The following is a 19,408-nucleotide window of genomic DNA, read 5'->3' as shown; positions in this document are numbered from 1 at the left end:
TTCTGTCTTGAAAGAAGTAGGTTTTTCTGGAGTTTTTTATGACTTATTTATTCCGTTTTTAGAAGAGTTAGGGTATCTATGGCAATCTAAGACTATAAATATTGCACACGAGCATTTTATAAGTCACCTCATCAAACAAAAAGTACTTATAAATTTAGAAAGCGTTCAATATCAAAATGTAAAAGATGATGGTAAGGTATATGTGCTATTCCTTCCTGAAAATGAAATGCATGATTTAGGATTGTTGTTTTTAAATTATGAATTACTCAAAAAAGGTTGTAAAACCATTTACCTAGGTGCTAGCATGGTCCTAGATGCACTTCCATATTTCAATAGCAAGGCAACTGATCCTACTTATATTACGTATATTACTGTTCAACCTATAGAAAAAGAATTACCATCATTCTTAAAAAAGTTCAATCGCAAAGTTGCTAAAAAAGAAGACGTTGAACTTTGGGTTCTTGGTCATCTAGCGCAAAAAATAAAACCTAAAGATATTCAATCAAATCAAACTGTATTCAAAGGGATTTCAGAAGTAATAGATAGAATTCCACAATTAATAGAATCATGAATAAAATAGCTATTATAGGTTCTGGCTTCTCATCTTTATCTGCGTCTTGTTATCTTGCAAAAGCAGGATACGAGGTAACTATATATGAAAAAAACGAAACTGTAGGAGGTAGAGCTCGAAGACTCGTAAAGGAAGGTTTTATTTTTGATATTGGACCTTCTTGGTATTGGATGCCAGATATTTTTGAAAGATTCTTTGCAGATTTTAATAAGAAACCATCAGATTACTATCAACTAGATAAATTAAATCCTGCCTATTCTGTAGTATTTGAAGATGAAAAGATTGAAATTGCAGATAATCTTGATGACATCAAAAAAACTTTTGAATCAGTTGAAAAAGGTAGTTCTAAGCCATTACAGCAATTTATGTCTAAAGCTGAGGAGAACTATGAGATAGCAATAAAGAATTTAGTCTATAGACCTGGAGAGTCCCCTTTAGAGTTAATCACTCCTCAAACTGCTAAAAAAGTTGGTGCGTTTATAGGCAATGTTTCTAAAGATGTGAGAAAGAAATTTACTAATCCTAAATTAATTAGTATTCTTGAATTTCCAGTGTTGTTTCTTGGGGCAACTCCACAAAACACTCCAAGTTTTTACAATTTCATGAACTATGCGGATTTTGGTTTAGGAACTTGGCATCCTAAAGGTGGGATGTATGAAGTTATACTAGCAATGAAAAAACTTGCAGAAGAACTTGGCGTAGTCATCAAAACCAATAGTCCGGTGGAAAAAATATTAGTTGATGATAAAGGAAGAACAGAAGGAATACTTACCAAAGGACAAAAGCACCTTTACCCTGTAGTGTTATCTGGAGCCGATTACCATCATTCAGAAACTTTATTAGATAAACAACACAGACAATATACAGAATCCTATTGGGAAAAGAAAACCTTTGCCCCTAGTTCATTAATCTTTTATGTAGGCTTTGACAAAAAATTGAAAAATATTGATCATCATAATCTCTTCTTTGATACAGATTTTACAAAACATGCAAATGAGATTTATGAAGATCCTAAGTGGCCAGAGGAACCATTATTTTACGCAAATTTCACCTCCCTAACAGATCCTTCAACAGCTCCCGAAGGTTGTGAAAATGGTTTCTTTTTAATTCCTTTAGCTCCAGATCTAGAAGATACACCAGAGTTAAGAGAAGAATACTTTGATAAGATAATTACAAGATTTGAGAAAAGAACTAATCAAGAAGTGAAGTCTCATATCTTATTTAAAGAATCTTTTTGCGTAAACGATTTCATATCAGAATATAACAGTTATAAAGGGAATGCTTATGGAATGGCAAACACTTTATTACAAACAGCATTTCTTAGACCTAATTTAAGAAGTCGCAAAGTTAAAAACCTTTATTTTACAGGACAGCTCACTGTTCCCGGCCCAGGAGTACCACCTTCCCTAATTTCTGGTAAGCTAGCAGCTGAACTGATTAAAAAACACGATCAATAATGAAAAGCTTATTTGACCAAGTCTCCCGCGAGTGTAGTAAGACAGTTACACACAATTACAGTACCTCTTTTTCCCTAGCAAGTAAAATGTTGGGTCCATCAATTAGGCAAGACATACATAATATTTACGGATTTGTAAGATTTGCTGATGAGATAGTAGATACTTTTCACGATTATGATAAACGTACTTTATTGGACCGTTTTGAACAAGACCTGGCGCATGCCATTGAGGATAAAATTAGCTTAAACCCTATTTTAAATTCTTTTCAAGAAACTGTAAATAAATACAATATTACCCCAGACATGTATGGTGCTTTTATCCATAGTATGAGACTTGATCTGGATAAGTCCATTTATCTTACAGATGAAGAATACAGAAACTATATTTACGGTAGTGCAGACGTTGTAGGACTAATGTCCTTGAAAGTTTTTGTAAAAGGAGATATGGATAAATATAACGATCTCAAAGATGATGCTATGAGGTTAGGAAGTGCTTTTCAAAAGGTGAATTTTCTAAGAGATTTAAAGGCAGATTTAGAGACTCTAGAAAGAAGTTACTTCCCTAACACAGACCTTCATGATTTAAGTGAAGAAGATAAGGCGAGACTAATTAAAGAAATAAAAGACGACTTCGACGCAGGACTTAGAGGTATAAAAAGGTTACCTATTGAAGCAAAATTAGGTGTTTACACCGCTTACACCTACTATAGAAGGTTGCTCACGAGATTAGAACGCACTCCTTCTAAGGAAATAAGAAATAAGAGAATACGCGTACCTAATTATGAAAAGATTTTTCTTCTTTCAAAAGGTTATGTAACTTACCGTCTCAACCTCATTTAAGATATGGAAATAGCATTGTGGATCGTCATTTTTCTAGCAACCTTTTTCATTATGGAGTTCAATGCTTGGTGGATGCATAAATACGTAATGCACGGATTTTTATGGAACCTTCATGAAGATCACCATCACAAAAAGCACAACAGCTGGTTTGAAAAAAACGATCTCTTTTTTGTATTCTATGCGGTAATCAGTATGGGACTTAAAGTGGCGCATAGTGAGTTAGATTTATGGTGGTGCCTGCCAATAAGCGCGGGAATTCTTGCCTATGGTATCGCCTATTTTGTTGTTCATGATATCTTTATTCATCAACGGTTCAAGTGGTTGCGCAAGGCAAATAATAAATATGCAAAAGGAGTTCGTAGGGCGCACAAAATGCACCATAAACACATAGGAAAAGAAGATGGAGAAAACTTCGGTATGCTCATCGTCCCGCTCAAGTATTTCAAATAACATATGAAAAATGCCATTGTCATAGGCGCTGGAATCGGAGGTCTTGCTGCAGCATTACGACTAAGACATCAAGGATTTTCCGTTACGGTATTTGAAAAAAATGAGTATGCTGGTGGAAAACTTCATGCCATAGAACAGGATGGTTATCGTTTTGACTTAGGACCATCTTTGTTTACTCTACCGCATCTTGTAGAAAGCTTATTGGCACTTTTTCCAGAAGAGAAAATTGATTTTAGTTATAAGAGTAAAGAGATCGCATTCCATTATTTTTGGGAAGACGGTACTTGTTTTAAAGCTAGTACGGACTCATCAAAATTTGTGGTAGATGCCTCAAAAGTTTTCAATGAAGAAAAGTCTACCATAAAAAAGTATTTATCTAAAAGCAAATCAAAATACGAACTTACCAGAAGCCTTTTTCTAGAAAAATCTTTACATAAAGCCGCTACCTATTTATCACTCGACACCATAAAGGCAATAGTTAACGCTCCTTTTTTAGGTTTAAACAATACTTTAAACGATGAAAATAGTAAGTTTAAAAACTCTAAATTAACGCAGCTTTTCAATAGATACGCTACTTATAACGGTTCTTCTCCATATCAAACACCGGGAATTATGACCATGATTCCACATTTGGAACTAGGTCTTGGAACTTATTATCCTGATGGTGGCATGCACCGTATATCCCAATCGTTATTTGAATTAGCACAAAAAGTTGGTGTAGAATTCCGCTTTCGCGAGAGCGTAACAAAAATAACAACTTCGAAAAATAAAGTAACCGGTGTAGAAACGGAGAACAATGCTTTACGGTCAGATTTAGTGGTTTCTAACATGGATATTGTACCTACCTATAGAAATCTTATGAAGGATGTGCCTGCTCCAGAAAAAACACTGAGTCAAGAACGATCTAGCAGCGCCCTTATTTTTTATTGGGGAATAGATCGAGAGTTTCCAGAATTGGATCTTCACAATATTCTGTTTTCTGAAAATTATCAAGCAGAATTTCAAGATATTTTTGAAAACAAAACCCTTTACAGCGATCCTACCGTTTACATAAATATAACGAGTAAAGAATCTAAAGAAGATGCGCCGGCAGGTCACGAAAACTGGTTTGTCATGATCAACGCTCCAGGAGATTACGGTCAAGACTGGGAACAACTCATTCAAGAATCAAAAAAGCAAATCATTATAAAAATTAAGAAATGTCTTCATGTAGATATAACCGAGCATATCAAAACTGAATATATTTTAACGCCTCAAGGAATTGAAAAAAATACAAGTTCTTACCGAGGCGCACTTTATGGAGCTGCAAGTAATAATAAATTTGCCGCATTTTTGAGACATCCTAATTTTAACGGAAAAATCAAAAACTTATATCACGTAGGTGGTTCGGTTCATCCTGGTGGAGGAATTCCTCTGTGTTTGTTAAGCGCACAAATCACTGCAGATTTAATCCAAAGGAAACAATGAAGTTAGCTGCAATTGTATTTTTATGGATCATTCATGTGGCTGCGCTTATAGGAATAGCGTTAGGATATGAAGATTTCTTTTTACCTAAATCTCCTTTTACACTTGTATATTTATTCTTCTTGATGGTATTTCTATTCAAGATCGATTCTCAAATTAAAGTCATTTTATTTGCTGCTTTTATGATAGTAGGAATAAGTGTAGAATGGATAGGAGTTCATACAGGAAGCTTGTTTGGAGACTATTACTACGGTAAAAACTTTGGGCCAAAAATAGACGGCATACCGCTACTAATAGGAGTGAATTGGGCGATTCTCACCTTTATTACACATATAATCGCAAGGCAATTTTTCAAATCGGCTATTGCTGTGATTGCTGCTGGCGCTGCACTTATGGTAGGCTTAGACTTCTTCTTAGAGCAAATTTGCGACTTCTCTGGATTTTGGCATTTTGAGAACGGCGCAGGATGGTTCAATTACGTGTGCTGGTTCATAATTGCTGCTGTTTTACATGCGATCTCATTTAAATTTAAGCTCAAAGGAAATGCGCTTATCTCATATCACCTCTACGGAGTTCAACTCATTTTTGCACTAGGATTATGGATCATCATTACGATATAGCGATTATAGGTATGGGCTGCGCAGGTAGTCATGTGGTGCAGGAATTGTTGCGTCGAAGTACTGGTCTTAAGGTAGTTGTGATTGATGATTTTAAATCAGATTCTTTAGATAAAACATGGTCTTTTTGGGAACTAGGAAAAGGTAAGTGGGATCATTTGATCTCTCATAGTTGGAAAAACGGGAGCTTCATCGTACCAGAGAATAGAATAGATTTCAGTCTCAACGATTATGTATATAAATCTATAGAAAGTCGTGATTTTATCGCTTTCGCGAAAGCGGAACTACAAATAGCCTCTAATATCACTTTAATAGAAGAGAAAGTACAACGAGTATCTGGTGAAGAATTAAGAACGATTCATTGCGATACGGTAGAAATAACAGCAAATCTCGTATTAGACAGCCGTATTGACCCAGCATTTTTTAAAGACACAAATGCAACTACATTAAAACAGCATTTCAAAGGTTGGGTGATTAAAACCGAAGATCCAGTATTTGATCCACATCAATTTGTTATGATGGATTACCGAGTTAGGGATAAAGGTACAACGAGCTTTACTTACGTCTTACCACATTCTGCCACCGAAGCTTTAGTAGAGTATACTTATTTCTCTAAAGATGTGGTTTCTGATGAGACTTATGAAAAGTATCTCAAAGAATACATTAGTGATCTTTTAAAAATCGATGCTTTCACCATTCAAAAATCAGAACAAGGCATTATACCTATGACTACCTATAAGTTTGAAAGGCATCATGAGAAAAATCTGTTTAAAATAGGAACTGCTGGCGGCTGGGTAAAACCTTCTACTGGTTATAGTTTTAAAATGAGTGAGAAAAAAGCCAGCCAATTGGTCGATAATATCATGGCTGATCGCGACCTCAACTATGGAATGATTTCTAAGAAATTTAGGTTTTATGATGAGATCATGCTAGATGTTTTGCATGGCGATAATGAACGCGGCGCTCAAGTATTTCATACGCTTTATAAAAAGAACAACATAAATACTATTTTCCGTTTTCTTGACGAGGAAACCAGTTTTGGAAAGGAGCTTGGCATAATGCTGCCTATGACTTCTAAGCCATTTTTAAGTGCTTTTTTTAGAAAGTTATTTTAAGTGATCTATTGAAGTTTGTATTTTTCGTACTTGTTTAGACCGCTTACATCTATATTTAATTTACCATCATCGTGCTCACCTAAATAGGTAAATTTTGCACCCCAAACTATTTCACTTGCCTTATAAGAAGACCTCGAATATAATGTTTGTGAAGAAGATTCATCAAAAGCTTTAAGCATCACAATAAATTCTACGTCTCTTTCTTGAAATTCCTTTTCAGTCATTTGATATAATGGACTAGATCCATCAATAGGATGCACAATGGTCCATACAGAAGGAAAGAAAAAAACCATATCTCTTTCTAATTCTAAATTATGAAATTCTCTTAATTGCGAGCCTTTCTTACGGAAGGAGACGCTCAAATCTGCATTAACTTCCAGTAATTCATTTTTCTGTGGATTCACAACTCGTATCATGAAACCGTTAATGTCTAGATAAGGAGCAATGACTCCTATATCGCTATATTTAATTTTAGTTCTTGATTTTGAAAAGCGACCATATAGTAATCCTGTTGCCAGTGCAAATGTGAGCAATCCTAACATAGACTCTATGGCTGCAACAATATTTGCAGGAATTCCTATAGGCGCTACACGTCCATAACCTAGTGTAGTAATAGTTTGAGCACTAAAGAAAAATGCTTCTATAAACTCTTGTAAAAGTGTACTTCCTGAAGTACCAGTAAGATTTTCAACGCCTATTGCAACATAAATAGAAGCAAATAAAATATTAATCACAAAATAGCCTATCAGTATATACAGAAAGAAATAAGACCATGACATGGTGACTAAGTTGTGAAAGAAATTGAGTTTTTCAAAAAATGGAATATTAGTTTTCACTATATTAAAAGAACCGTCTTTATTTACAGCTCTGTAGCCATCAGTTTCTGGCTTTTCACCTAGTCCAAAATCATTGTATTTTTTCTCCTTTTCTTTCAATGAATACTACTTAGAGTTTTTAGGCTTTTAAATCACTAGGTACCTCAAAATTAGGCCAACTTCCTGTGATTTGATAAGGCTGGAATCTGGTAAACATTTCTTCTTTATACCATTGTAGCGCCTGCGTTTGTTGAACGGCATGTCTATGATTCTGACTGCGGTAGGCAAATTTCTTTAAAGCTCTGGCATCATTCCATAAACTGAAAGTAGCCATTTGGGTTACCGGTCGCTCTCCTACTCCAGCAGTAAAAAGCAAATTAGGGTTATCCACTAAATCCAATTGAGAGGTAGGAACATAATCCCAAAACTTCTTCAACATGCTTATCTTAATCGTGGCTCTCGTTATAACCGATATGTACGAATTGTTTTCATCTAGAGAATCACTATGCTCAAACGGATTTTGCTTAGACCATTGTCCATGAGCTTTGATACTTTTCATATAGAAAGTAAGTTGTTGCTCGCTATGATTTTGGTAACGTTTGTAAAGTTTTGAGTTATTAAAAAAATCTCCTGCTACCTTTTCATTATCCCAAACTTGTAATACCCCATAAACACTCCAGTCTGGTTTAGGATCAAAATTCTCTTTACCAGAGCCTAGTAATTTATAAAACTGTAATCCTTTTACCTTTTTCATAGGTCGGTGCGCAAATTGCATCATTCCAAACGCCCAAAGCTTTTGTTTAAGGTTTGGATATTTAAAAAAAGTAAGAGTTGTAATTTGTTGGGACATGAGTTACAAAGATAAGAACGTTCTTAAATTAAAAATTATAATTAAGGCGTTAGGTTTGTAAAGAATGAAACCTTGTCTTTAAATAATATCTAACAAACCAAAAACGCCCCTTGAAAAATCAAGAGGCATTTTATTATATTAGAAAACGCTTAATTATGCTGCGTTATCTTCTTTGATTTTGTTCAAAGCACTTCCTTTGCGGTACCACTCAATTTGAGCAGCATTGTAGGTATGGTTTGCTTTGATCGTGTCCTTAGAACCATCTTTATGAGTGATCTCGATAGTTAATGGAACATCTGGAGTAAAGTCTGCTAGATCAACAAAATTGAAAGTATCATCTTCTTGGATCAGGTCATAATCTGCCTCGTTTGCAAATGTAAGACCTAACATTCCTTGCTTTTTCAAGTTCGTTTCATGAATACGAGCAAAAGATTTTACAATCACAGCTACAACTCCTAAGTGACGTGGCTGCATTGCTGCATGCTCACGAGAAGAACCTTCACCATAATTGTGATCACCTACCACTACAGAAGGAATACCAGCCGCTTGATAAGCTCTTGCCGTATCTGGAACAGCACCGTATTCACCATCTAACTGATTCTTAACAAAGTTAGTTTGCTTATTAAAAGCATTCACAGCACCTATAAGTGTATTGTTTGCGATATTATCTAAGTGACCTCTAAAACGTAACCAAGGTCCTGCCATAGAAATATGGTCTGTAGTACACTTACCGAAAGCTTTAATCAACAATTTTGCATTGTTAACATCAGTTCCTATAGGAGTAAATGGCTCAAGCAATTGTAAACGTTCTGAATCATCAGCAACATCTACTACAACGCTGCTTCCATCTTCTTGTGGTGCTAAGTAACCATCATCTTTTACTTCAAAACCTTTAGGAGGTAATTCCCATCCTGTAGGCTCATCTAACATTACCTCTTCACCATCTTCATTGATTAATTTATCGGTAATAGGATTAAAGTCTAGTCTACCTGCAATCGCTATGGCAGCAACCATTTCTGGAGAAGCTACAAAGGCATGCGTATTAGGGTTACCATCGGCACGTTTTGCAAAGTTTCTATTAAACGAGTGGATGATTGAGTTTTTAGGTGCATTTTTAGGATCACTATAACGTGCCCACTGACCGATACATGGTCCACAAGCATTAGTAAATATAGTAGCATCTACACTTTCAAATATCCCTAAAATACCATCACGCTCTGTAGTATAACGCACTTTTTCAGAACCAGGATTGATACCAAACTCTGCTTTAGTCTTTAATTTTTTATCGATTGCTTGTTGAGCAATAGAGCTAGCACGTGAAAGGTCTTCATATGAAGAGTTAGTACAAGAACCTATCAGTCCCCATTCTACCTTAAGTGGCCATTCATTTTTAGTTGCCTTTTCATTCATAGAACCTACTTCAGTCGCAAGATCTGGTGTAAATGGTCCATTAATATGAGGCATTAATGTATCAAGATTAATCTCGATAACTTGATCAAAGTATTGCTCTGGATTTGCATACACTTCATCATCTCCAGTAAGGTATTCTCTTACCTCGTTTGCAGCATCTGCAATATCAGCTCTTTCTGTAGCACGTAGGTAACGCTCCATCGAGTCGTCATAACCGAAGGTAGAAGTAGTCGCTCCTATCTCAGCACCCATGTTACAAATGGTTCCTTTTCCAGTACAAGAAAGGTTTTTAGCTCCTGGGCCAAAATATTCAACTATGGCACCAGTTCCACCTTTAACGGTAAGGATTTCAGCTACTTTAAGGATAACATCTTTAGGTGCTGTCCATCCTGATAATTTACCAGTAAGTTTTACACCTATCAGTTTAGGAAATTTCAATTCCCAAGCCATTCCTGCCATTACGTCTACAGCATCTGCTCCACCTACACCTATAGCAACCATTCCTAGTCCACCAGCGTTTACCGTGTGAGAATCTGTCCCGATCATCATACCGCCAGGGAACGCATAGTTTTCAAGAACTACTTGGTGAATAATACCAGCTCCTGGTTTCCAGAAACCGATACCATATTTATCTGATACTGACTCAAGAAAGTTAAACACCTCGTTAGAAGTATTCATAGCACTTTGAAGGTCCATACTCGCTCCATTTTTTGCTTGGATCAAGTGATCACAATGCACTGTAGTAGGAACAGCAACTTTATCTTTACCAGCTTGCATAAATTGCAATAATGCCATTTGAGCCGTAGCATCTTGACATGCGATACGATCTGGGGCAAAATCTACATAGTCTTTCCCTCTAGTAAAAGGTTTACCAGGAGTTCCATCCCATAAGTGAGAATATAAAATCTTCTCAGCAAGTGTAAGTGGTTTACCAGTAATCTCACGTGCTTTATCTACACGGGCTGGCATCTCAGCATACACCTTTTTAATCATATCAATATCAAAAGCCATATATCTAGTTTTTATTTAATTTTTTAAGGTTTGCGAAGTTACAAAAATGCCGCATGAAATGAAAGCCCTATCACACTCGGACAGCAGTTTAGACAATCTCAAAATAGCAGCTATCTAGTGCTTTCGTTTTTATCAAATTAATAAATATATACCGCTTAAAATGATGTTTTCGCAATAAATGATATAGTTTGAAGCTATACCGCTTTCGCGAAAGCGAACACTTTTACAACCTTTAACAGCCAAAAAGGATAAAATGACGCAACCATTTGACAGTTTCTTTACTATTAAGTAAACCCATTAAACAATTTCAAATGAAATATTTCCTAAAATCAATTTTGGTACTATGTATACTTCTAGTTTCATCTTGTTACTATGAAGATATTGATGATCTAGAAAAACGTCAAGAAATAATAGAGCAAGACACTACCTTATACGACTATGTTGAATCTATGGCGCAGGATGGCGCAAATCAGGATGATGTAACTTGTATTAAATTTATCTATCCTATAGGTCTATATACTGTAGATGCAAATGATGTGGTCAGAAGTCTAGATGTTATTGTTGGTAATCAGGCGTTTTTTGACTTTTTGAATAATCTAAACCCAACTGATAATATTTCTATTAGTTATCCTATTGAAACCACACTTTCTGATGGCACCATAGTTTCTATTACTAATAATGAAGAACTTCTAGATAGTATAGAGTCTTGTATTGAACAACAAGAAGAGATCATAAGAGAATGCGACGCATTACTTAATGACGGTCAAGAATGTATCTGGAAAGTAGGGTATTCTTTTAATGATACCAATGACTTCTTAGGTGCTGAATTTGATGGAGATGGCATTACTTATTTTGAATATGGTGATGATAGTGATGAAGGATCTTGGAACTCGCTATTTATAGAAGACCAGTTATTCATCAATATCAACTTATTAGATGATACATCGATATATGGTCAGCGTTTCAATAAAAATTGGCGTGTTGAATTTTGGTCTCCAGAAACCATGACCTTAACTACAGATAACGGAGAAGAATTAATCATCAATAGATATTGTACACCTGATGATACTGATGAGTGTTTTAATCTGGACTTTGTGGCTTGCGAAAACAATCTAACTCCTGGAATAGCAGATATAATTCTAGATGATTATACAGCGTGTATATTTGAGATCATGCGATTAGATGAGACAATCGATACCATCGCATATTATGAAAATGAAAACGATGCGCTTACTTCAAGTAATGCAATCGATCCTAATGTAATCTATAACAATACTAGTCTAGATCAAGATTTTTATGTAAGTATTACTTACGGTATTAATAATGCTGTAAATCTAATATCAATAAGTGTTTCAGTAGAGAGCTGCCCTTAATCACTTAATAAGAGAAATAAAAAAGGCACTATTTTTAGTAAATAGTGCCTTTTCTTTATTAAATTACTAATTATAAAATCTTATCAATTATACTTTCCTCGGTATAACCTTCAGCTTCAGCTTTGTAATTTTTTATAATTCTATGTCTTAAAATACCAGTAGCTACTGCCTTGACATCTTCTATATCTGGGCTATATTTTCCATTTACCGCTGCGTGGGTTTTTGCTGCCAGAATCAAATTTTGTGAGGCTCTAGGACCAGCGCCCCAATCGATGTATTCCTTTATAATATCTGGAGCAGTATCACCATTAGGTCTGGTTTTACCTACTAAGGAAACAGCATACTCGATAACATTATCTGCTACTGGAATACGACGTACTAACTGCTGAAAATCTACAATTTCTTGAGCTGTAAAAAGAGCATTAATTTGAGGTTTGTGATCGCTAGTAGTAGATTTTACCACATCTATTTCTTCTTGATATGACGGATATTCTAATAAGATAGAAAACATAAATCTGTCTAACTGCGCTTCTGGCAATGGATAAGTTCCTTCTTGCTCAATAGGGTTTTGTGTAGCTAATACAAAGTAAGGTTTATCTAGCTTATAGTTATGACCAGCTACGGTCACTGATTTTTCTTGCATTGCTTCTAATAAAGCTGCTTGAGTCTTAGGTGGTGTACGGTTGATCTCGTCAGCAAGTATAATGTTAGAAAAAACAGGTCCTTTTAAAAATTTGAAAGTCCTATTCTCATCTAAAATTTCACTACCTAATATATCGCTAGGCATTAAATCTGGAGTAAACTGTATTCTTTTAAAATCTAAACCTAATGCTTGTGAAATTGTATTCACCATCAAAGTTTTGGCCAGGCCAGGAACACCTACAAGTAAAGCGTGACCACCAGAAAAAACCGAAATTAATATTTCATCAATCACTTTCTCTTGCCCTATTATTATTTTGGCAATTTCTCTTTTAAGATCTTGGTGTTTTTTTACCAGGTTGTCTATAGCAGCTACATCTGACATGAAAGTGTTGATTTATAAATTTTATTTCCAGCTATTAAGTATATCGCAATCTATATATTCTGGACCTATTTTTATGTAAGTATCGGCTAGTTTTTCATTGCGCCACTCATTGATCGCTCTTACTTGCTTGTCTTTAAGCGCTAAGTCTTTAATTTTCAAAAAGTCCTGTGCATAATTTGCTTTATGATCTGGAATTTTATCAATGATCTTAACGATTTTAAAAGTTTTATTTCTTTTACGTGGATCAACTTCTTCGATGATACCACTTACATCTCCTTTTTCAAGAAATTGAACTGTAGATGCCATATCAGACTCGAGCCTTATTACCTCTACTCTTCCAGTTCCTGTATTAGGGTTGATGATTCTACCTCCATTCTCAGCAGTTTTTTCTTCATCACTTATTTCTCTGGCCGCATCTTCAAAGCTTATCTCGTTTAAAATGATACGATCTCTCATATCTTCCAGCTCTTTTCTAGCCTTCTCAACCTGAGATACAGAGATGTATGGCGTTAGTAATATATGACGCACATCTCGTATCTGACCACGTATTTTTTCTACATATAAAATGTGCCATCCAAATATGGTTTCAAACGGCTCGCTTATCTCACCTTCTTGAAGTGAAAAAGCCTGATCTTTAAATTCTTTAACAAATGGATCGCTACGTTTTAAAGAAAGTACTCCACCTTGTCGCTCTGTTCCAGTATCATCAGAGTATAAAGTTGCTTTTGCAGCAAAATCTGCTCCATTATCTAAAACATCTGCTCGGTAACCGTTTAATTTATCGATCACCAGTTTTACTTCTTCTTCATCTGCTTCTGGGATCACAACTATTTGTGCCATTTCTACTTCAGATCCAAAAAGCGGTCGCTCCTCTTCTGGAATGGACTTAAAGAAATCTCTTACTTCTTCTGGAGTGATTTCTACTTGTTCTGTAATACGTTCTTGCATACGTTGTGCGAGTAACCCATCTCTATTAACACGGTTTAATGCTTCACGTACTTGAGTAATATTATCTTTTTTATAGAATTTTGCGATTTCTCTGTCGTCATCAGTTTGAAGTGCATTTTTAAAGTACTGTATTTGACCTTCAGTTCTTCCTTCAATTTCTCTATCACTAATGGTAATACTATCCTGAATAGCGTGATGCGCATACATTTTTTCAGAAAGTAGACTTTCCATGAGCTCACAACTGGTAATATCAGAAATCCCGGCTTGTCTTTTTGCTTGTGCTTTTGCAGAAGCAATATCAGAACCTAAAATCACATAATCTCCTATTACTCCAGCAACTCCTTCAATGAGGAATCTTTTTTTAGTAGTAGGTCTAACACTGTCTAGTGCTGCAAGGGTTTCTTCAACATTCTTTTTATCAGCGGCAGCAATATCTGCACTTGAGGTTGTTTGTGCTGTTACCGCTTTCGCGAAAGCGAGAACAATAAAAACACTTATGTATTTAGTTATTGATTTTAAGTTTATCACTGTTAATAGCGTCATTTAATAAATCTTTTTCTATTTTTTTTATATAAGCTAGCTTGCTTTTATTGAGTAGCACCTGCTTGATAGTAGGCTTTACATAAGATAATGGTGCACGATCACCGCGTTTGAGCACTTTATTGAACCGCACCAAATATACACCAAGACTATCTTCCAGCTTCCAGGTTTTATTTTCTTTTATGTAATACTTTTCATTTGCTGGATTTATCACGTTCATAGCGTCAAAAAGATTACTTTTTTTCACCCATATACTATCATTGAGAAAGTAACTGCGGTATGTAAGCTTGAGACTGTCTAGTAGAGACAACGAAGGTAGATCTCCTTTATTGAAGAGTTTTGTTATTTTTTGCAAATCAGTGTTAAGAGGATCTAATTGAATGTACCTAAATTGAACTAAATCTTCATTGAGTTTAAAGTCTTCATTGCGATCTTCATAATAGGCTTCTATCTCGCTATCTTTAATAAGGGTATCAAGATTTTGTTTTGTTAACTCTCTTAAATACTCCTGCGCATATAACTCTACTTTGTAGTTATTTATGAGTCTGTCGAGCTCTTGCTGCCTATTCTCATCAATATTATTAATTGCTTTATTTAACAACAACTGATCTGTCGCCCATTGATTCACATATGCCGATACAATGCGCGCACTATCTTGCTTAGTATAATTTGCTGGTAGGATTCGTTCTATATCACTCTTATCTAGATAATTCTTATCAAGAACCACGACAGCATCTGGTACTTGCTCTGTCTGGAAATATTCACAAGAAACTAACGATAGAAAACCCAATATATAAAAGATGTGTTTAACCAAGTTGTTTTTCAATTTTGGATTTTACTTTCTTGAGTACTTTTTTATGGATTTTTATTTTATGGCCATCTCTTAAACCTTCTATCCATTGCTTTTCTAATTCTTGTTTATAATCATTAATAACACGTCCACGAGCTTCATCTAAAGTTTTAAGTGAAGGTTCTATGATTTCTTTTACTTCAATTACTTTGTGAAAACTATCTCCTTGATCGTGATATACCTTTGAAACTCCTACTTTAACATCAAAATCTTTTGGTAACCTATTATAATTATCTTCAACAATTCCTGAAGAAATGATGACTTTAGTTTTGTTATCTAGATTAATGCGCGCTTTTATAGAATCTGTAGAAACATCTTCACGCAACATTTTTTGTACTTGTTGGGCGACCTCATTTGAGGTGCTCTGTGTCAAAATAATATCTAGCCTACGTTTCCAAACATAATTTTCTTTGTGAGCGTCATAATAGCGCTGCTGTCCTAAGGAGTCATTATCTGCTTTATTCCATATTTGAGTTTCAATTAAATCAAAAACTAAAAAGCCTTCTTTAAATTCATTGTATAAAAATCTAAAATCTTCATTATCTCTTTCTAGATTTTTATCATAATACTCAATTATCTTCTCATTAATGAATGATTGATAAAATGCGTCTAGCTTTTCTTTCTTTGAAGAGTAACTCAAATAATCTTTAGACTGTTTTAATTCTAAGTAAGCCAGAAAATCCTTCACTTTAAAAGCTACTTCTTGAATGTTAAATAAGTTCATTTCATTTGACGTACCGTTTTTGTCAAAAACGTAACTAGCATTCATAATCAAGCTATCATTTACTGATTTATAAACCACTTGAGGCAAGCTCATTGTTTTTAAAATACCGTACTGATCTTTTAACCTATCTGTAAAAGCCTGAGTAATAATTCTCGATCTAGGTGACTTTTGAATTTTATTTTCTAAGCTTTTTTTAACCTCTTCAAATTCCTTAACAGGATGCTTTTCTAATAACTTAATGATATGCCAGCCGTAAGGAGTTTTAACAGGTGTGCTGTATTCTTCAGGAGTTTTTAATTTAAAAGCAGCCTCAGCAAAGGTTTGATCTATTCCTCCAGTTCCAAATTTATTTAGTTTACCACCTCTAGGAGCTGTATTTGCGTCGTCAGAAAACTCGCGGGCAAGCTCTTCAAAACGCTTTCCTTCTTCTAGTTGTTTGTAAATTTCTTCTATACGAGACTTTGCCGTTTTCTCGTCGGCATCCTTTTTATCAAAAGTCATGATGTGCGCCACCGTTATCTCTCCAGGATTAGGTCTTCTATCGTTTACATAAACTATATGGTAGCCAAAATCTGTGCGAAATGGTTTTGAATAGGTTTTAACTGGAGTTTCATAGGCAGCAGTTTCAAACTCGTATGCCATTCTAAAAGCTCCAAACCATCCTAAGTTTCCATCGTTACCAGCACTAGGCCCTTCACTTTTTGCGCGAGCTAGTTCACCAAATTTGGCTCCATTTTCTAACTCTGTATAAATCTCTTGTATTCTATTCCATGCCTTAAGTGTGTCTGTGGCTGTCGCTCCACGATCTAATTTTATGAGAATATGACTCGCATTCACCTCTTCTCTGCCGCGGTCATAACCTTCACGTACTAAACTTTCAGTCACTTGATTATCAGTAAGGTAAGGCTGTGCTAGACTGGATCTTGTACTTTTAATATCATTTATATGATCTTGTTCTTTATCCAGCCCTAATTCATAGGCTTGTTGTAATTTTAATCGGTAATCTATATACAACTGTAAATAATTATCTACATCTTTTTGATCTTCATCTTGAACTATATCAATATTCTTAAAGTAAAATTTCATGAAGGTTCCCGCATCATAATCTTTACCATCGATGCTTAAAATTACTTTATCGCTTAAATCTTGAGCCTTAACGCTAGCGCTTAAAAACAATAATGTTATCAAAAAAAATGTACTGAAATACTTCATATTTTTTCTTTTCAAGAAACGCAAAAATAGTTATTTAACATTGCCTTTCAAAACGTTGAAATTTAGTAAATATTTTAAATAAATTTTTTAAGTTTTAACCGCTTCTAACGACCTCACTCAAATGATAAAAAGTACGCATAGTATTAAAATTTTATTACCCTTAAATGAAGTAATGGAGCTGTTTAAAAATCAAGATTATTTCAAATTTTGGCAAAAAGGCCTAGTGAGTAGCAGGCCATTGAACGGCTCGCCAGGCGAGTCTAATAGCACCAGAGAGATGCGTATTAAAGTAGCTGGTAACATTATTAAAATGAGTGAAGAGATAACTACTGTAAACCTACCGCACTTATGGGAAGCAACTTACCGCACTAAGGGCGTTGTGAATAAACAGAGTAACCGCTTTCGCGAAACCGAGACCATAATAGATCATAAAATTATTAAAACAACTTTATGGGATGCCACAAGCACCTTTAAATTTACCGGTTTTATGCGACTCATAGGCAAAGCCCAACCGCAACTTTTTAAGGGTCAGACTTTACAACACATGCAAGATTTTAAGACTTTTGCAGAAAATCAAAGTGATTTTATAACAAACGGATAATGAGAAAATTAAAACTTATATGGGATTTTAAAGGTCCTGATGCAGAGCGTACAGCAAGCCACCATTTAATACATCTTAATGAATATGTTAAGAATGAAAAAGTAGATTTTATAGCTACTGGAACAGAAAAAATAAACCAGATGCATCACATTGCATTTTTGGCGCTTGAAGAGATTTATATGCCTCCTGTACGTAATGCGCTAAAACCGCATCGCGGTCAATTGTGGAAGGAATAGAAAACTGAGATGCACAATAATTAATTAAAGTTTGCGCTATTAGCATCCTTTACATTATTATTTATTCTAGTATTAAATCTTAACCTCGTCGCTATTAAATGAGCCAAAGTAAATATACAAACGATGTAAAATATTCTGGAATAGAAATAACTGACGTAATTTGATGAATACATTGCGATAGCATAAAATGCGCTGGAAATTAGGAAAGAATATGGTATAATAAGATAGTGCTCAGTACTTGCTTTTTCTAATTGTAAATATCCTAAAGTAGCTATCAAACAGTATAATAACGAGGTAAAACCATAGACATAAAACAATAGGATTATCCAAAATTCAAGTTCTGGACTTATAAGCTGGATAATATTGTGTATAAGGTAACTTTCAAATAAGAACAGCAATAGAACTATTAAGCTACTACTTATAGTTATTTTTTTCCATTGGATAAATTTGATAACATCTTTTAAGAATGTTGCAAATCCTACTGCGGTAAAAATAAAGAAGAATATGTTAGACCAATAGTTTTTAAAATAGACTAAACAAAAGTCTGATAATATTAGCAGAATCATACCTATTAAATACCTATTATGATCATACAATTTATGCCATTTAATTAAGTAGATAATTATTAGAATTGAATTAACAACTCTACTCCATTTTACTAAAAAAATACTTTCTGAGTAAATTATTAAACCATTGATTAACAAGAACACAATAGCAAATAAGAGGTACCATCTTTTGGAAATATGTCGGTCTTTTGTGGTCATGAAAACAAATAAAACTAACTCAATTAACATCAAAGAATTTGAATACAATAAGATAGTATTATTTCATAGACTAAATGTAATCAAAATGGTTTAAATTAAATAGAAATACGTTTTTCATTAGATAAACGGCAATAGAAATCATACGTAAGATCTGCTTTAAAAGATTATTTTTATACCTATTAACCTCTTTTGAGAAATCTATGAATACATCATTATTATTTAATAACCTACTTAATAAAAGTCAAATACTCGTAGGAGACGCCTTAAAAGATCGCTATTCACATATATGGCAAATGGGCCAACCGCTTAAAGCATTATGCGTGCTGTTACCAGAAAACACAAACCAGGTAAGCGAGATTATGAAAATTTGTTATCAAAATGATTTACCTGTTGTACCTCATGGAGGATTAACAAATCTAGTAGGCAGTACAGAAACTTTTGGTAATGAGGTAGTAATCTCTACAGAACGTATGGACCGTATTGAAGAGATTGATAAATCTAGCAGGACCATTACCGTGCAAGCTGGTGTAATATTAG

18 protein-coding genes are annotated in these 19,408 nt (G+C 34.6%); 11 read left to right on the top strand and 7 right to left on the bottom strand.

The window, feature by feature from the left end; genetic code table 11:
* From A9Q93_RS09500 to A9Q93_RS09470, 7 genes are all read left to right on the top strand, one after another.
* A partial coding sequence (locus A9Q93_RS09500) for a B12-binding domain-containing protein (RefSeq protein ID WP_369674704.1) occupies window positions 1–571 on the top strand: 571 nt, incomplete at its 5' end.
* The gene (locus A9Q93_RS09495; protein WP_303687161.1) at window positions 568–2,028 is read left to right on the top strand and encodes an NAD(P)/FAD-dependent oxidoreductase; all 1,461 of its coding nucleotides are present in this window, start codon (window positions 568–570) and stop codon (window positions 2,026–2,028) included. The genes A9Q93_RS09500 and A9Q93_RS09495, both read left to right, overlap by 4 nt.
* Window positions 2,028–2,867: a phytoene/squalene synthase family protein gene (locus tag A9Q93_RS09490; RefSeq protein ID WP_303687160.1), complete on the top strand. Its 840-nt coding sequence runs from the start codon at window positions 2,028–2,030 to the stop codon at window positions 2,865–2,867. Before A9Q93_RS09495 ends, A9Q93_RS09490 begins: the two co-directional genes overlap by 1 nt.
* A gap of 3 nt (window positions 2,868–2,870) precedes the next feature.
* Window positions 2,871–3,317 (top strand): sterol desaturase family protein, encoded by a 447-nt coding sequence (locus tag A9Q93_RS09485; RefSeq protein WP_303687159.1) that lies wholly within the window; start codon window positions 2,871–2,873, stop codon window positions 3,315–3,317.
* A 3-nt stretch (window positions 3,318–3,320) separates the two neighbouring features.
* Window positions 3,321–4,784, top strand: coding sequence for a 1-hydroxycarotenoid 3,4-desaturase CrtD (gene crtD / locus A9Q93_RS09480; protein WP_303687158.1), 1,464 nt, complete (start codon window positions 3,321–3,323; stop codon window positions 4,782–4,784).
* Entirely contained in the window at window positions 4,781–5,401 is a 621-nt protein-coding gene (locus A9Q93_RS09475; RefSeq protein ID WP_303687157.1) for a carotenoid biosynthesis protein, read from the top strand. The genes crtD and A9Q93_RS09475 overlap by 4 nt, the downstream gene beginning before the upstream one ends.
* Window positions 5,380–6,513 (top strand): lycopene cyclase family protein, encoded by a 1,134-nt coding sequence (locus A9Q93_RS09470; RefSeq protein ID WP_303687156.1) that lies wholly within the window; start codon window positions 5,380–5,382, stop codon window positions 6,511–6,513. The genes A9Q93_RS09475 and A9Q93_RS09470 overlap by 22 nt, the downstream gene beginning before the upstream one ends.
* Before the next feature lie 5 nt (window positions 6,514–6,518).
* On the opposite strand, the gene A9Q93_RS09465 is transcribed toward A9Q93_RS09470, so the two are convergent.
* The 3 genes from A9Q93_RS09465 to A9Q93_RS09455 form a co-directional block, all read right to left on the bottom strand.
* Entirely contained in the window at window positions 6,519–7,448 is a 930-nt protein-coding gene (locus tag A9Q93_RS09465; RefSeq protein WP_303687155.1) for an ion channel, read from the bottom strand.
* Window positions 7,449–7,467: 19 nt separating this feature from the next.
* Window positions 7,468–8,178 carry a DUF3291 domain-containing protein gene (locus A9Q93_RS09460; RefSeq protein ID WP_303687154.1) on the bottom strand — a complete coding sequence of 237 codons (711 nt, stop codon included), beginning with the start codon at window positions 8,176–8,178 and terminating at the stop codon, window positions 7,468–7,470.
* Between the two features lie 153 nt (window positions 8,179–8,331).
* On the bottom strand, window positions 8,332–10,599 hold the full coding sequence (locus A9Q93_RS09455) for an aconitate hydratase (RefSeq protein ID WP_303687152.1): 2,268 nt from the start codon (window positions 10,597–10,599) through the stop codon (window positions 8,332–8,334).
* A gap of 311 nt (window positions 10,600–10,910) precedes the next feature.
* Between A9Q93_RS09455 and A9Q93_RS09450 the strand changes: the two genes are divergently transcribed.
* A complete protein-coding gene (locus A9Q93_RS09450) occupies window positions 10,911–11,972 on the top strand; it encodes a hypothetical protein (RefSeq protein WP_303687151.1) in 1,062 nt (353 codons plus the stop codon).
* A gap of 70 nt (window positions 11,973–12,042) precedes the next feature.
* On the opposite strand, the gene A9Q93_RS09445 is transcribed toward A9Q93_RS09450, so the two are convergent.
* Genes A9Q93_RS09445 through A9Q93_RS09430 form a run of 4 tightly spaced genes read right to left on the bottom strand, consistent with a single transcriptional unit; the run spans window position 12,043 to window position 17,270 of the window.
* Window positions 12,043–12,996, bottom strand: a complete 954-nt coding sequence (locus tag A9Q93_RS09445) for a MoxR family ATPase (protein ID WP_303687150.1) — start codon at window positions 12,994–12,996, stop codon at window positions 12,043–12,045.
* 21 nt (window positions 12,997–13,017) lie between these two features.
* The gene (locus tag A9Q93_RS09440) at window positions 13,018–14,487 is read right to left on the bottom strand and encodes a peptidylprolyl isomerase (protein ID WP_303687149.1); all 1,470 of its coding nucleotides are present in this window, start codon (window positions 14,485–14,487) and stop codon (window positions 13,018–13,020) included.
* The gene (locus A9Q93_RS09435) at window positions 14,447–15,310 is read right to left on the bottom strand and encodes a hypothetical protein (RefSeq protein WP_303687148.1); all 864 of its coding nucleotides are present in this window, start codon (window positions 15,308–15,310) and stop codon (window positions 14,447–14,449) included. Before A9Q93_RS09435 ends, A9Q93_RS09440 begins: the two co-directional genes overlap by 41 nt.
* The gene (locus A9Q93_RS09430; RefSeq protein WP_303687147.1) at window positions 15,291–17,270 is read right to left on the bottom strand and encodes a peptidylprolyl isomerase; all 1,980 of its coding nucleotides are present in this window, start codon (window positions 17,268–17,270) and stop codon (window positions 15,291–15,293) included. Before A9Q93_RS09430 ends, A9Q93_RS09435 begins: the two co-directional genes overlap by 20 nt.
* A gap of 121 nt (window positions 17,271–17,391) precedes the next feature.
* Here A9Q93_RS09430 and A9Q93_RS09425 point away from each other — a divergent pair, with 121 nt between their 5' ends.
* The 3 genes from A9Q93_RS09425 to A9Q93_RS09415 all read left to right on the top strand — a co-directional run.
* Window positions 17,392–17,871 (top strand): SRPBCC family protein, encoded by a 480-nt coding sequence (locus A9Q93_RS09425; protein WP_303687146.1) that lies wholly within the window; start codon window positions 17,392–17,394, stop codon window positions 17,869–17,871.
* Entirely contained in the window at window positions 17,871–18,107 is a 237-nt protein-coding gene (locus tag A9Q93_RS09420) for a hypothetical protein (protein ID WP_303687145.1), read from the top strand. The genes A9Q93_RS09425 and A9Q93_RS09420 overlap by 1 nt, the downstream gene beginning before the upstream one ends.
* A gap of 964 nt (window positions 18,108–19,071) precedes the next feature.
* A partial coding sequence (locus A9Q93_RS09415) for an FAD-binding oxidoreductase (RefSeq protein WP_303687144.1) occupies window positions 19,072–19,408 on the top strand: 337 nt, incomplete at its 3' end.

The organism is Nonlabens dokdonensis, from assembly GCF_002162835.1.
GTDB classification, from domain to species: domain Bacteria; phylum Bacteroidota; class Bacteroidia; order Flavobacteriales; family Flavobacteriaceae; genus Nonlabens; species Nonlabens dokdonensis_B.
Note: the sequence above shows the minus strand (reverse complement) of the source record. Positions and strands in the feature narration are given on the sequence as shown.

What these genes read in the sequence shown, in the direction of transcription:
- A9Q93_RS09445 (WP_303687150.1), bottom strand. Translation starts at nt 12,996, where the DNA reads ATGTCAGATGTAGCTGCTATAGACAACCTGGTAAAAAAACACCAAGAT.
- A9Q93_RS09425 (WP_303687146.1), top strand. Translation starts at nt 17,392, where the DNA reads ATGATAAAAAGTACGCATAGTATTAAAATTTTATTACCCTTAAATGAA.
- A9Q93_RS09485 (WP_303687159.1), top strand. Translation starts at nt 2,871, where the DNA reads ATGGAAATAGCATTGTGGATCGTCATTTTTCTAGCAACCTTTTTCATT.
- A9Q93_RS09470 (WP_303687156.1), top strand. Translation starts at nt 5,380, where the DNA reads ATGGATCATCATTACGATATAGCGATTATAGGTATGGGCTGCGCAGGT.
- A9Q93_RS09420 (WP_303687145.1), top strand. Translation starts at nt 17,871, where the DNA reads ATGAGAAAATTAAAACTTATATGGGATTTTAAAGGTCCTGATGCAGAG.
- A9Q93_RS09460 (WP_303687154.1), bottom strand. Translation starts at nt 8,178, where the DNA reads ATGTCCCAACAAATTACAACTCTTACTTTTTTTAAATATCCAAACCTT.
- A9Q93_RS09455 (WP_303687152.1), bottom strand. Translation starts at nt 10,599, where the DNA reads ATGGCTTTTGATATTGATATGATTAAAAAGGTGTATGCTGAGATGCCA.
- A9Q93_RS09440 (WP_303687149.1), bottom strand. Translation starts at nt 14,487, where the DNA reads ATGACGCTATTAACAGTGATAAACTTAAAATCAATAACTAAATACATA.
- A9Q93_RS09495 (WP_303687161.1), top strand. Translation starts at nt 568, where the DNA reads ATGAATAAAATAGCTATTATAGGTTCTGGCTTCTCATCTTTATCTGCG.
- crtD (WP_303687158.1), top strand. Translation starts at nt 3,321, where the DNA reads ATGAAAAATGCCATTGTCATAGGCGCTGGAATCGGAGGTCTTGCTGCA.
- A9Q93_RS09430 (WP_303687147.1), bottom strand. Translation starts at nt 17,270, where the DNA reads ATGAAGTATTTCAGTACATTTTTTTTGATAACATTATTGTTTTTAAGC.
- A9Q93_RS09475 (WP_303687157.1), top strand. Translation starts at nt 4,781, where the DNA reads ATGAAGTTAGCTGCAATTGTATTTTTATGGATCATTCATGTGGCTGCG.
- A9Q93_RS09450 (WP_303687151.1), top strand. Translation starts at nt 10,911, where the DNA reads ATGAAATATTTCCTAAAATCAATTTTGGTACTATGTATACTTCTAGTT.
- A9Q93_RS09490 (WP_303687160.1), top strand. Translation starts at nt 2,028, where the DNA reads ATGAAAAGCTTATTTGACCAAGTCTCCCGCGAGTGTAGTAAGACAGTT.